We start from the raw sequence: 12,660 nt of genomic DNA on the forward strand, positions 1-12,660 counted from the left end.
ACCCACCGCCGCGCAGCTTTCCGTCGTCGCACCCGCGACGATGATGGGTTGCGCCATGTCCGACGACGCCGCTGATCGCCTGAATTCAGCAGAGTTTTCGAGAAGGCCGCACCCGCAAAGTGCGGCCTTCTTGTTTTTCGCGCGTCTTTTCCATCCGCCTCCAGAGGAGTTCGACATGACCACCGCCACCCATCCGTATGACGCGCTGATGGACATCACGGCACGACCCAAGGCCGTGTTCGTCCGCGGCGCCGGCTCCTACCTCTGGGACGACAGCCGCAAGCGCTATCTCGATTTCGTGCAGGGCTGGGCCGTGAACTGCCTTGGCCATGCGCCGCCCGCGATCGCCGATGCGCTCGCCGCGCAGGCCAAGCGGCTGCTGACGCCCAGCCCGGCCTTCTACAACGAGCCGAGCCTCAAGCTCGCCCAGGCTCTGGTCGAAGGCAGCGCTTTCGACCAGGTGTTCTTCGCCAATTCAGGCGCGGAAGCCAACGAGGGCGCCATCAAGCTGGCGCGCAAATACGGCAGCCTCCACAAGGGCGGCGCGTTCGAGATCGTCAGCTTCGAAGGCAGCTTCCACGGAAGGACGCTGGCGACGATGTCGGCCTCGGGCAAGAAGGCGTTCGAGCCGCTGTTCGAGCCAAAAGTCGCTGGCTTCAAGAAGGCCAAGCTCAACGACATTGCCTCGGTCGAGAAGCTGATCAACGACAACACCGTCGCTGTGATGCTCGAGCCGATCCAGGGCGAATCCGGCGTGTGGCCGGCGAGCGATCGGTTCCTGCAAGAGCTGCGCGCGCTCGCCGAGTCGCACGGCCTTCTGCTGATCTTCGACGATATTCAGACCGGCATGGGCCGGACCGGAAAACTCTTCCACTACGAGCACACCGGGATTTCACCCGACATCATGACGCTCGGCAAAGGTATCGGCGGCGGCGTGCCGCTCGCCGCCCTGCTTGCGACCGAACGCGCCTCCTGCTTCGCGCATGGCGATCAGGGCGGCACGTTCAATGGCAACCCGATCATGTGCGCGGCGGGGCTTGCGGTGCTGGAAGCGGTCAGCAAGCCGGACTTTTTGAAGTCGGTCACCGAGACCGGTCTGCTGCTCGAAAGCGAGCTGCAGAAAGTCTCCGCCCGGCATGGGCTTGGCGGCGTGCGGGGCCGAGGCTTGCTGCTGGCGCTCGACCTCAAGCTGCCGATCGCGCCTGGGATCGTCGCGCAGGCGTTCGAGGCCGGCGTGCTCCTGAACGCGCCGCAGGTCGACACGCTGCGCTTCATGCCGGCGCTGAACGTCACGCGGGCCGAGATCGCCGAGATGATCGATTGTCTCGACGGGATTCTGACCAAGGCCGGCGCGGCACGGCGGGTGGCGTAAGACGCGTCTCGTGCCCCGGACGCAGCGCAGCGCCCCTTCGGCGGTGCGCTGCAGAGCCGGGGCCCCATCTCTCTGCACGGTGCGCATTTGGGTCCCGGCTCTACGCCGCGCAGCGCTTGCGCGCTGCAGCTTGTCCGAGACACCGGAGCGGGTGACGACGGAAGAACCTACGGCTTTAAGATCGACGCGCCCGTCGTCCTGCGGCTTTCCAGCTCGATATGCGCCTTCGCGGCGTCCTTGAGCGCGTAGGCGTGGTTGATCGGCACGTGCAGCTTGCCATTAATGACGGCGGCGAACAGCGTGTCGGCGCCTTCCAGCAATTCCGAGCGCTTGCCGACATAGTCGTTGAGCTTCGGCCGCGTCGCAAACAGCGAGCCGTGATTGTTGAGCTCGGCGATCGAGAACGGCGGCACGGGACCGGAGGCATTGCCGAACGAGACGAACATGCCGCGGGGCTTCAGGCAGGACAGCGAGCCCGGGAAGGTCGCTTTGCCGACGCCGTCATAGACCACGTCGCAACCCTCGTTGCGGCTGATCTGCTTGACGCGCGCGACGAAGTCTTCCTCGTTGTAGAGGATGACGTGGTCGCAGCCATTGGCCTCCGCAAGCTCGGCCTTCTCGCGCGAACCCACCGTGCCGATGACGTGGGCCCCGAGCGCCCTCGCCCATTGACAGGCAAGCAAGCCGATGCCGCCGGCGGCAGCGTGGATCAGCACGCGATGATGCGGCTCGACCTTGAAGGTCTTATGCAAGAGATACCAGACCGTGAGCCCCTTCAGCATCAGCACGGCGCCCTGCTCGTGGGTGATGTGGTCGGGCAGCTTGACCAGCTTCTCCCAGGGGATGTTGCGCTCGCCGGTATAGGCACCGAGATTGTGATAATAGGCCACGCGGTCACCGGGATGGAAATTGGTGACGCCCGGTCCCACCGCGACGACCTCGCCCGAGGCCTCGTTGCCGGCGATGAAGGGCAATCCCGGCGCCTTGTAGAGGCCGGTACGGTAATAGACGTCGATGAAGTTCAGGCCGACCGCGTGCTGGCGGATGCGCACCTCGCCGGGCCCGGGCGCCGGCACGTCGACGCTCTCATAGACCAGGGCCTCGGGGCCTCCGACCTTGTGCACACGGACGGCTTTGGTCATCACCTGACCTCCTCTTCTCGCGGCTCAGCGAACGGCATCGCGCCCGCCTTGTCAACTCGACCCAGTTAGGAACGGCTAGACGGACGGCGTGCCGGCTTTCCTGCGGTTGCGCTTGGCCAGCACGTTGAAGAATTCGACCGCCGCCGAGAACGCAATCGCGAAATAGATGTAGCCACGCGGAATGTGGAATTGGAATCCGTCCGCGACCAGCGCGACGCCGATCAGCACCAGGAACGCGAGCGCCAGCATCTTGGTGGTCGGATGCTCCGCGACGAATCGCGACACCGGCCCCGACGAAATGTACATGATCACGCAGGCGATCACGACGGCCGCGATCATGATCTCGATGTCCTGCGCCATGCCGATCGCGGTGATGATCGAGTCCAGCGAGAACACGATATCGATGATCACGATCTGGACGATCACCCAGAAGAAGGCGTTGCCGGCGGACCTCTCGTCGCCCTCGCGGTCATCGGCTTCGACCTCGCCGTGAATCTCGTGCGTCGCCTTGGCGATCAGGAACAGGCCGCCGGCGATCAGGATGAGATCGCGCCAAGAGAAGGCGTAACCCTTGACGGCGAACACCGGCGCGGTCAGGCCGATCAGCCAGACCAGGAGGCTGAGCAGGATGATGCGGAACAGCAGCGCCAGCGCCAGCCCGATCTGGCGGGCGCGATGCGCCTGCGTCTCCGGAATGCGCGAGACGATCACCGACAGGAAGATGACGTTGTCGATGCCGAGCACGATCTCGAGCGCCGTCAATGTCAGCAGCGCGGCCCAGGCTTCGGGACTGGTGAGCAGATCGATCATGCGAAGGATCTTACCAGTCGTATCAGGGCATCGCTGAAGCTGATCCAGAGCGCGATGGCACAAAGCACGATTGTCACACCGGTGCCGACGCGGAAATCCATCTGCAGCACGTAGAGGCCGAGCAGCGCCCAGATAGCAATCAACGACATCGTCAGCCAGCGCAGCCGCACGACGCGCACCGGATGCAGCACGTGAAACGGCACGAAGGTCAGCACCACGAGCACGGCGATCAGCAACGTCGACCAGAGCGGCGGCCAGTGCAGCAGGAACAAATAGAACGCCGCCGCATTCCACAGTGCCGGGAAGCCGCGGAAATGATTGTCGTCCGCCTTCATGCGCAGATCGGCGAAATATAATGCGCTGGTGACGATGATGGCGACGCCGAGCAAGGGAGCTGCGACCGGCAGCAACAGCCCGCTGGCGACGATCGCGTAAGCCGGCACGAAGACATAGGTGACGAAGTCGACCACGAGATCGAGCACGTCGCCCGACCAGTTCGGCTGCACCTTCTTGACGTCGAGCCGGCGCGCGATCGGACCGTCGATCGCGTCGATCATCAGAGCAACGCCCAGCCACTGAAACATCGCTGCCCAGTGCTCGCGCACGGCCTCCAGCATCGCCAACAGCGCGATCGCCGCACCGAACGCGGTGAAGATGTGCACCGAGAACGCCGCGGCGCGGATCGCGGGGCTGGGCTTCAGGGAATCCTCTTGGCTGTCCATGGCTTCTGCTACCAGAATGAGACCGATTTGCACATCCGCCATTGCGGCGCGCCCTTGCGCAATTCGTCATAAAATCAGGCAAAATCAGCGGGCTTGAATTTGCCGCGGAGCGTGTCAATTGTCCTTCCATGACAGACGCATCGACACTCCATGACGCCGCCGTGATCGGCGGCGGACCGGCAGGACTTGCAGCGGCGATCGCATTGGCGCAGGCGGGTGCGCGGACCGCGCTCGTGGCGCGCCGCGTGCCCTATGCAGACAACCGCACCACCGCGCTGTTGGGGGCCTCCGTCGATCTTCTGGAGAGCCTCGGCGTCTGGTCGCGCTGCAAGGACAAGGCGGCCGCGCTCGAGGTAATGCGCCTCGTCGACGACACCGGCCGGCTTTTCCGTGCCCCGGAGGTCCGCTTCTCCTGTCACGAAATCGGTCTCGACGCGTTCGGCTACAACATCGACAATCGTTCGCTGATGCTGGCGCTCGAAGAACGCGCGGCCGAACTCCCCCACCTCGTCCGTTTCGACGACGAGGCGGAAAGCGTCTTGATCGAATCCGACGCCGTCGCCATCCGCACGGCCTCGGCGCAATTCCTCTCGGCCCGGCTCGTGGTCGGCGCCGATGGTCGGCATTCGCTGTGCCGCGAGGCTGCCGGCATCGCGGTGACGCGGCGCGAGCTGACGCAAACCGCGCTAACCTTCAACGTCTGCCATGCACGGCCGCATCGCAATGTCTCGACCGAGTTCCACACGCCGCACGGTCCCTGCGTGTTCGTGCCCCTGCCCGGCGATCGCTCCAGCATCGTCTGGGTCGCGGCGCCGGCGGAGGCTGAGCGGCTTCGCGGCCTGAGTGACGAGGAGTTGTCCGCCGCGATCGAGAAGCAGTCGCATTCGATTCTGGGACGCATGACGGTCGAGCCCGGCCGCAACCTGTTCCCACTGGCGATCGAGCGTCCAAGATCCTTCGGCCATGACCGTATCGCGCTCGTCGGAGAGGCGGCCCATGTGGTTCCCCCGATCGGTGCCCAGGGCCTCAATCTCGGCCTGCGCGATGCCGCCGACATCGCCCGGGTCGCGGGCGAGGCTCTCGCAGCAGGCCGGGATCCGGGCGCGAGCGACGTGCTCAAGCGCTACGACCGGGCGCGGCGTCCGGACGTCTTGAGCCGGACCTTTGCAATCGACATGGCCAACCGCTCCCTGCTCAACGATTTCCTGCCGCTGCAGCCGGTCCGCGCCCTTGGCATGCACCTGCTCGGTGCCATCGGCCCGCTCCGTCGCTTTGCGATGCGCGAGGGCCTGACGCCGACGTGGCGAAGGTAAGCCGACTTACGGAAACGCCAGCCGGCCGCTCTGGATCGCCCACATCACGCTGGTCAGCGTGACCACCGATGCGAAGGTGCCGAGCAGCACCGCAACGGAGGCGGATTCGATCCAGGCATCGTTCTGCCGAGCGATCACGAACACATTCAGTGCCGGTGGCAGTGAGGCCATCAGTACGGCGGTCGCGGCCCAGGGCTGCGCAAACGGACCGAACGCCAGCATCAGGCCGAATGCCGTGAGCGGATGGATCAGGAGCTTGACCGCGATCACGCCCGGCACCTCCCAGGGCACGCGGTCGAATGGGCGCAGCGCCACGGTCACGCCGAGCACGAACAGCGCGGTCGGCGCAGCTGCGTTCTGGAGGAAGGTGATGGTGCGGTCGAGTGCAACCGGCAGCTCGATATGCAGCGCTGCAACCGCTGCGCCAAAACAGGCCGACATGATCAGCGGGTTGAGCACGATCTGCTTCAGCACGACGCCCAAGGCGTGGACGAGCGAGGGATGGTCGCGGTCGGACAGCTCGATCAAGAGCGGCACGATCGTGAACAGGAAGATGCTGTCGCAGCAGAAGATCAGCGCAGTCGGCGCCGACGCCTTCGGCCCGAGCACTGCGAGCGCCAGGCCCGGCCCCATATAGCCGATATTGCCGTAGCCGCCGGAGAGGCCCGCAAGCGTCGCCTCGCGCAGCGTCAGCCGGCCGAGACCCTTGCCGACGGCCAGCGCAAGCGTGAACGCCGCAACCGTCGCCAGCGTGGTCGCCACCAGGAACGGCGGATTGTTCAGCTCCGCAAACGGCGTCTTTGACATGATCGCGAACAGCAGCGCCGGCAGCGAGACGTAGAGCAGGAAGAAGTTCATCCAGGCGAGGCCCGATTCCGGCAGGGACTTGGCCTTTCCGCAGGCGAATCCGACGAAGATCAAGCCGAAATAAGGTAGGGCCAGATTGAGGATATTGACCATTGATGAAGTGTTTTCTGAAGACTTGGGGGCTATCCACCCCTGACGCGAAGGTTAATTCCGGTAAGGCCACTAGCATCGGCCACAATCCTGGTCTATCGACGGGGGATGATTAAAGCGCGGACCGCCAAATTCCAGATCGGACAGGTCGTGCGCCACCGGATCTTCTCGTTCCGGGGCGTGATCTTCGACATCGATCCGGAATTCAACAACACCGAGGAGTGGTGGCTCTCGATTCCCGAGGAGGTGCGGCCCCACAAGGACCAGCCGTTCTATCACCTACTCGCGGAGAACGCGGAATCGGAATACGTCGCCTATGTCTCGGAGCAGAATCTGTTGCCCGACGATTCCGGCGAGCCGGTCCGGCATTCACAGGTTGCCGAGATCTTCATCAAGGACAAGGCCGGCGGCTATCGCCCGCGCAATCCGTCGCTGAACTGAAATTCGCCGCCAGCAAGCAGCCCGCAAAAAAGGCGCTCAAACCGAGCGCCTTTTTCATGTTTGGATGTGGTTCCGATTACTTCTGACCAGCCGCAGCTGTGCCGGGAGGCGTGCCCTGCTGCTCAAGCTTCTTGCGCTGCTCCTCGGCCTTCTTCTGAAGCTCTTCCTGAAGCTTCTTCTGGGTTTCCTCGAACACCTTCGGGTCGGTCGGCGGACCGTCATAGGCCTTCTGGAATTCGCCGGCGAGCGGCAGCGGCAGAGTCAGCGGCGCGCCATTGGCATTGATCGCCTGGACAACGAGGTTCTGGCCCTTCTTCATGCTGTTGATGAGTTCGGGCGTGGCCTCGTAATCGGACATGCAGCCGTTCTGGAAGCAGATCACATAGGGCTGCTGCAGCGGCGCGTTGCTGTCCACGATGATGCGGGTGCCGTGCACCAGCTGCATGCCGAGCGGTAGCGTCACGCGCAGAATCTTCTTGGGTTCGCCTTCGGGCTCGATGATCACGGCGGCGATGACCGGCTGGCCCGACTCGATGCGACCGTCCTTGCCGGTGAAGCAGACCTGCTTGGCGTTGGCGTCCTGACCCTTCAGGCAGAACTTGGTCCAGGGGGCATAGATCAGTTGGATCTGCTGATCGGCCGGCTGGGCTGCGCCCTGCTGCTGGCCGCCCTGCGCCGGAGCCTGCTGGGCCTGCGGTGAGGCCGCCGGCGCCGGAGCCTTGGGGGCAGCCTTCGGCGCGGCTTTCGGGGCCGGAGTCGCCTTTGGCGCGGGCGCGCCGGGAGCCGGTGCGGGAGCCTGGGCCTCAGCGGCAAACGGAACGGCCAACGCCGTCGCCGTCAACAGGGCGAGAAGTCGCCCGCGCGGCCGGACGGACGCGGCCAAGTAACGGAAATTCATTGCGGAAAACCCTTTCTGAACGGGAAGTGCCCGAACCGCTCCGAAGCGCCGAACCTGGCCGCCTTGGGCGCGGCTCTCTTCCCGTCAATTGAGGCGGATAAGTGACGGACTCGGCGCTCTTGCGCGATTGACCGCCTTCTTAACGTGGCCGACGAAAAGATCAATGCCGACAGCCATCTTTGGCCACACCCGCAGCTGCGCCCAGGGGAAATTCCCTGTGATAGGATTCAGGCCTGCCGGTCCTCGAATCAACGTGTGCCGATGTTCATGTTCCAGCGCCTCTTCGAGGGCCCCGGACTCCGCCTTTGCCGTCTCGCCGCGGTCCTCGTTTTGGCCCTCTCCGTCGGATGGTCGACAGATGGCGTGCGTGCCGAGGAAGCTCATGCCATTGCCATGCACGGCAAGCCGGCGATACCTGCCGATTTCACCCACATGCCCTACGTCAATCCGGATGCGCCCAAAGGCGGACGCATGACGTGGGGCGTTCTCGGCACCTTCGACAGCCTCAATCCTTTCATCGTGAAGGGGTTGGCTGTGCAGCAGGTGCGGAGCTACGTGGTCGAGAGTCTGCTCGCGCGCGGCCAGGACGAGCCGTTCACGCTCTATGGCCTGCTCGCCAGGACCGTCGAAACCAACGACGACAGGACCTTTGTCACGTTCCACCTCGATCCGCGCGCCCGCTTCTCCGACGGCACACCCGTGCTGGCTGAAGACGTGCTGTTCTCCTGGCAGCTCCTGCGCGACCACGGCCGTCCCAATCATCGGCAATATTACGCCAAGGTCGCAAAGGCCGAGGCGCCCGACCCCCTCACCGTCCGCTTCGACCTCTCTGGCGCCAATGACCGCGAGTTGCCACTGATCCTCGGCCTGATGCCAATCCTGCCAAAGCATGTGGTGGACGTCGCCAGCTTCGAGGAGACGACGCTGACAGGCCCGATCGGCTCGGGCCCCTATCGCGTCACGGCGGTGAGGCCCGGCGCCAGCGTGACGCTGACCCGCAATCCCGACTATTGGGGCCGTGATTTGCCGATCAATCGCGGGTTGTACAATTTCGACGAGATCAGGCTCGACTATTTTCGCGAGGCCAACGGCCAGTTCGAGGCCTTCAAGCGCGGCCTCTATGATTTTCGTGTCGAGCACGAGCCGCTGCGCTGGCACGACGGCTATGATTTTCCCGCTGCACGAAGCGGTGAAGTGATCCGCGATACCGTCAAGCCGGGGGTGCCGCAGCCTTCCGAATTCCTGGTGTTCAACACCCGCCGACCCATCTTCGCCGACATCCGCGTGCGCAAGGCGCTGACGCTGCTGTTCGATTTCGAGTTGGTCAACCGCAATTATTTCTTCGGCCTCTATTCGCGCGTCGCCGGCTATTTCGCCGGCTCGGAACTATCGGCCTACGGCCGCCCTGCGGATGCGCGTGAGCGTGAGCTGCTGAAACCCTTCGCCGCCGGGATCCCGCCCGACATCATGGACGGCAGCTACCGCCTGCCGGTCACCGACGGCTCGGGTCGCGACCGCGCGACACTGCGCGCCGCGCTGAAACTGTTGTCGGAGGCCGGCTACGATCTCGACGGAACCGTGCTGCGCAACCGCGCAACCAAGGCGCCCTTCACCTTCGAAATCATGGTCACAACCCGCGACCAGGAGCGCATCGCGCTCGCCTTCCAGCGCGACCTCAAGCGCGCCGGCATCGAGTCGACCGTGCGCTCGGTCGATCCCGTGCAGTTCGATCAGCGTCGACTCGCTTACGAGTTCGACATGATCCAGAACCGCTGGGACCAGTCGCTGTCGCCCGGCAACGAGCAGTATTTTTATTGGGGCAGCGCTGCCGCCGACAATTCGGGGACCCGCAACTACATGGGCGCCAGGGATCCCGCGATCGATGCCATGATCGCCGCTCTGCTGGAGGCCCGTGAACATACGGATTTCGTCTCGGCGGTGCGCGCGCTCGACCGCGCCTTGGTCGCGGGCTTCTACACAATCCCCCTGTTTAACGTATCCGAGCAATGGATCGCGCGCTGGAATCGGATAGAACGGCCCAAGGCCACTTCCCTGTCCGGCTATCTGCCGGAGACCTGGTGGTCGAAGGGGCAGCCGCAAGCTCATCAAGCAAAGTGACGCCGTGAACCAGCCAGCAATATCGCCGACGCTCGACACGCTGTTTCAGCGCACGCTGGCCCGGCAGCCGCACGCGCCGGCTCTGCTCGATCCCCTCAACAAGACGCGCGTGACCGGGCACCAGCCGCGGCGGATGTCCTACGCCGAGGCCGATGCGGCGATCGAGGCGCTGTCGGCGCATTTCGTCGAATCGGGCCTGCCGGCCAATTCCGTCATCGCGATCCAGCTGCCCAACACGGTCGAGTTCGTGCTGACGGTGCTCGCCGCCCATCGCGCCGGCCTCGTCGTCGCCGTGCTGCCGCTGCTGTGGCGGCATGCGGAACTGACCGCCGCGCTCAACCGCACCGCGGCGCGCACCATCGTGACCATGAGCACGGTTGATGGCGTCAGCTATGCCGACCTGGCGATGCATGCAGCGGCAGAAGCATTCTCGATCCGTCACGTCTGCGGCTTCGGCACCGATCTGCCCGAGGGCATGGCTTCGCTCGACGACGTGCTGGCCCGCCCGCCCGGCACCACGCGCACCGTGATCCAGGACGGCCGCAAGGCGGCGATGATCTCTTTCGACGTCACCGCGGAAGGTTTTCGCCCGGTGCCGCGGCCGCATTTCAGCCTGATCGCCGGTGGCCTCGCGATGTCGCTCGAGGCCGACGTCAAGCAGGGCGCGACCGTGATGGCGGCGTTCGCGCCGATGTCGTTCGCGGGGCTAGCCTCTTCGCTGGCGGTCTGGCTGCTCTCGGGCGGCACGCTGGCGCTGCATCATCCCTTCGAGAGCGAGGTGCTGGAGCAGCAGATCAACCAGCACGAATGCGAGGTGCTGATCGCGCCTGCCCAGCTCGCGCTGCGCCTCGGCGATTCCGATCTCGCCGCGCGGATGCCGACCTTGCGCAACGTCATCGGCCTCTGGCGCGCGCCCGAGCAGGTCGCCGCAAGCGATGCCTGGATCGCGCCGCATGCGCGGCTGACGGATGTCTATCTGTTCGGCGAGGCTGGCCTGTTCGGCGCCCGCCGCGGCGAGGACGGCATGCCTGTCGCGGTGATGCCGGGGCCGCACGGCGCCCCGCGCGAGCAGTCCGGCTCCTCCATCGCGGGCGAGATCCTGCTGACCCCGAAGGGCACGCTCGGCCTGCGCGGGCCGATGGTGCCGATCGCAGCCTACGCGCCGCCGCAGCCGGTCGGCGACACGCTGGTCGCGCAGCCGCCGCGCGACTATGTCGATACCGGCTATGCCGCGCGGCTGGACCGTCCGAGCGGCGCGATCTGCATCACCGCGCCGCCCTCCGGCATCATGGCTGTCGGCGGCTACCGCTTCCTCTCCAACGATCTGCAGGAATGGGCGCGCCGCCTCGGTCAGGGTGCCCTGCTCACCGCGCTGCCCGACCGCCTCTCCGGCCACCGTCTGGCAGGCCGGGCCCAGGACAACGCCCGCGCCCGCGAGGCGCTCAGCGAGCTCGGGCTCAACCCCCTGATGGTCGAGGCTTTTCGCGACCGCTCGGGGCAGGTCTAGCCCAGGTTGACCCGTTCCGTTGACGCTGCATTAAGGCGGCCAAACTAGATTGCGCGGCATCTGTTGCGTGATCAGAGTTTGCAATGTCCCAGGCGGGCCCGATCCTGTTTGTGTCCAATGCCGAACGGCCGCCCTTCATTGCGGCGCTGGACGAGGCCCGGCTCTTTCCCGTGGTCGACACCGACTGGGCCAGCGCCGCACGCGCGGTCGAGCAGGTGCAGCCGGCCGCCGTTCTCGCGGCGATGCATCCCGGACACGAGCCGCACATGGCTCCGCTCGCGAAGAAGATTGCGAGCCAATCACCCTACCTTCCCTTCGTGGCCATGGATGCCGCGGGCACGCTGCCGCATAACGCCCTGCCCTTCGCCTCACGCGGCGGCAATCCCGACCGCCTGATCGCGCGGCTCCGCGCTGCGCTGCGTGTGCGCACCCTTCACGCCACCGTGCTGCGCCGGCTGCCGGAAGCGACGGTCCCGTTGCCGGCGGCCGATCCCGCGCGCGATGCCACCGTGCTTCTGATCGGCCGCGGCGCGGCCTATCCTGCGCTGTCGGTTGCGCTCGGCGAACGCATCGGCGTCATCGGCGCGCTCTCGATCGAAGCCGCTGCCAAGCATCTCAACACCCGCGACCTCGATGGCGTCGTGCTCGCCGAAGGCTTTACGGCGCGCGTCACCGATGCCTTCCTGACGGTGTTCGCCGAGGACACCCGCTTCCGTAACCTGCCCGTGGTCGTCACCGCACACCAGCTCGCGCAAAGTTACGATTTGGCCAATCTCGAGCTGATCTCCGGCGAGCCGGTGAAGGTCGCCGCCAATGCACTGCCACTAATCCGCCAGCATGCGATGGAAGCACAGCTGAGCCGCACGCTGCGCTCGATCGACGCCGGTGGCTGGATCGATCCGCGCAGCGGCCTACTCACCGTGGAAGCCTTCGCCCGAGATTTTGCCAAGGCGGTCGAACAGACCTTGGCCCGCGGCGGCGGCCTCTCTGTCGCCCGCTTCGCCTTCGATCCCAATAATCCCCGTGCCCAGCTCGATGCCGCGCGGATCCTGAGCCGCCTGATGCGGCGATGGATTTTGGCGCGGCGCAGAAGGACGGTTCGGTGATCGTGGTGTTCGCGGAGACCGACTTCCGCACCGCCCATATGATCGCGCGTCGTCTGTCGGCGGTGATGCGGCACACCGCGAACGGCAAGCACGAGATGCGCAGCGATCCCGTGGTCAGCGTGGATTCGCTCTCGGCATCCGATACGGCGCGCTCGCTCCTTGGGCGGCTGTCCGCCGATGCGTCGCGGGCGGCGTCGTAGCGTCTCGTTCCGCGGGCGCAGCGCAGCGCCCCTCGAGGCGATGCGAAGCATCGTCCGGGAGCGGTGCGTTGCAG

The 12,660-nt window shown here is 65.6% G+C and carries 11 protein-coding genes and 1 pseudogene; 6 read left to right on the plus strand and 6 right to left on the minus strand.

Annotated features, from left to right (window positions below; all coding sequences use genetic code 11):
• Nucleotides 1-175 precede the first annotated feature (175 nt).
• Nucleotides 176-1,372, plus strand: a complete 1,197-nt coding sequence (locus IVA87_RS28540; protein WP_247336219.1) for an acetylornithine transaminase — start codon at nucleotides 176-178, stop codon at nucleotides 1,370-1,372.
• 167 nt (nucleotides 1,373-1,539) lie between these two features.
• Here IVA87_RS28540 and IVA87_RS28545 read toward each other — a convergent pair whose 3' ends face one another.
• The 3 genes from IVA87_RS28545 to pcsA all read right to left on the minus strand — a co-directional run bounded on the left by IVA87_RS28545 (nucleotide 1,540) and on the right by pcsA (nucleotide 4,088).
• Entirely contained in the window at nucleotides 1,540-2,514 is a 975-nt protein-coding gene (locus tag IVA87_RS28545) for a quinone oxidoreductase (RefSeq protein WP_247275650.1), read from the minus strand.
• A 75-nt stretch (nucleotides 2,515-2,589) separates the two neighbouring features.
• A complete protein-coding gene (locus IVA87_RS28550) occupies nucleotides 2,590-3,324 on the minus strand; it encodes a TerC family protein (protein ID WP_247295112.1) in 735 nt (244 codons plus the stop codon).
• Nucleotides 3,321-4,088, minus strand: coding sequence for a phosphatidylcholine synthase (gene pcsA, locus IVA87_RS28555; protein ID WP_247336222.1), 768 nt, complete (start codon nucleotides 4,086-4,088; stop codon nucleotides 3,321-3,323). The genes IVA87_RS28550 and pcsA overlap by 4 nt, the downstream gene beginning before the upstream one ends.
• Before the next feature lie 86 nt (nucleotides 4,089-4,174).
• Here pcsA and IVA87_RS28560 point away from each other — a divergent pair, with 86 nt between their 5' ends.
• Nucleotides 4,175-5,359, plus strand: a complete 1,185-nt coding sequence (locus tag IVA87_RS28560; RefSeq protein ID WP_247295116.1) for a UbiH/UbiF family hydroxylase — start codon at nucleotides 4,175-4,177, stop codon at nucleotides 5,357-5,359.
• A gap of 6 nt (nucleotides 5,360-5,365) precedes the next feature.
• Here the strand turns inward: IVA87_RS28560 and IVA87_RS28565 are convergent, their stop codons facing one another.
• Nucleotides 5,366-6,319, minus strand: a complete 954-nt coding sequence (locus IVA87_RS28565; protein ID WP_247295118.1) for an AEC family transporter — start codon at nucleotides 6,317-6,319, stop codon at nucleotides 5,366-5,368.
• A 105-nt stretch (nucleotides 6,320-6,424) separates the two neighbouring features.
• Here IVA87_RS28565 and hspQ point away from each other — a divergent pair, with 105 nt between their 5' ends.
• Complete coding sequence (gene hspQ / locus IVA87_RS28570; protein ID WP_008564941.1) at nucleotides 6,425-6,757, plus strand: heat shock protein HspQ; 333 nt, start codon at nucleotides 6,425-6,427, stop codon at nucleotides 6,755-6,757.
• A 76-nt stretch (nucleotides 6,758-6,833) separates the two neighbouring features.
• Here the strand turns inward: hspQ and IVA87_RS28575 are convergent, their stop codons facing one another.
• Both IVA87_RS28575 and IVA87_RS28580 read right to left on the minus strand, forming a co-directional pair.
• Entirely contained in the window at nucleotides 6,834-7,655 is an 822-nt protein-coding gene (locus IVA87_RS28575; RefSeq protein ID WP_247295120.1) for an invasion associated locus B family protein, read from the minus strand.
• A gap of 84 nt (nucleotides 7,656-7,739) precedes the next feature.
• Nucleotides 7,740-8,039, minus strand: coding sequence for a hypothetical protein (locus IVA87_RS28580; RefSeq protein ID WP_247295422.1), 300 nt, complete (start codon nucleotides 8,037-8,039; stop codon nucleotides 7,740-7,742).
• On the opposite strand from IVA87_RS28580, the gene IVA87_RS28585 reads away from it, so the two are divergent.
• From IVA87_RS28585 to IVA87_RS28595, 3 genes and pseudogenes are all read left to right on the plus strand, one after another.
• On the plus strand, nucleotides 7,923-9,773 hold the full coding sequence (locus tag IVA87_RS28585) for an extracellular solute-binding protein (protein ID WP_247336226.1): 1,851 nt from the start codon (nucleotides 7,923-7,925) through the stop codon (nucleotides 9,771-9,773). The two genes, IVA87_RS28580 and IVA87_RS28585, sit on opposite strands and share 117 nt — an antisense overlap.
• Nucleotides 9,774-9,777: 4 nt before the next feature.
• A complete protein-coding gene (locus IVA87_RS28590) occupies nucleotides 9,778-11,280 on the plus strand; it encodes a class I adenylate-forming enzyme family protein (RefSeq protein ID WP_247295125.1) in 1,503 nt (500 codons plus the stop codon).
• Between the two features lie 83 nt (nucleotides 11,281-11,363).
• A pseudogene (locus IVA87_RS28595) lies at nucleotides 11,364-12,586 on the plus strand (GGDEF domain-containing protein).
• The last annotated feature ends 74 nt before the right edge of the window (nucleotides 12,587-12,660 follow it).

This window comes from Bradyrhizobium sp. 147 (genome assembly GCF_023073935.1).
In the GTDB taxonomy this organism is placed as follows: Bacteria; Pseudomonadota; Alphaproteobacteria; order Rhizobiales; family Xanthobacteraceae; genus Bradyrhizobium.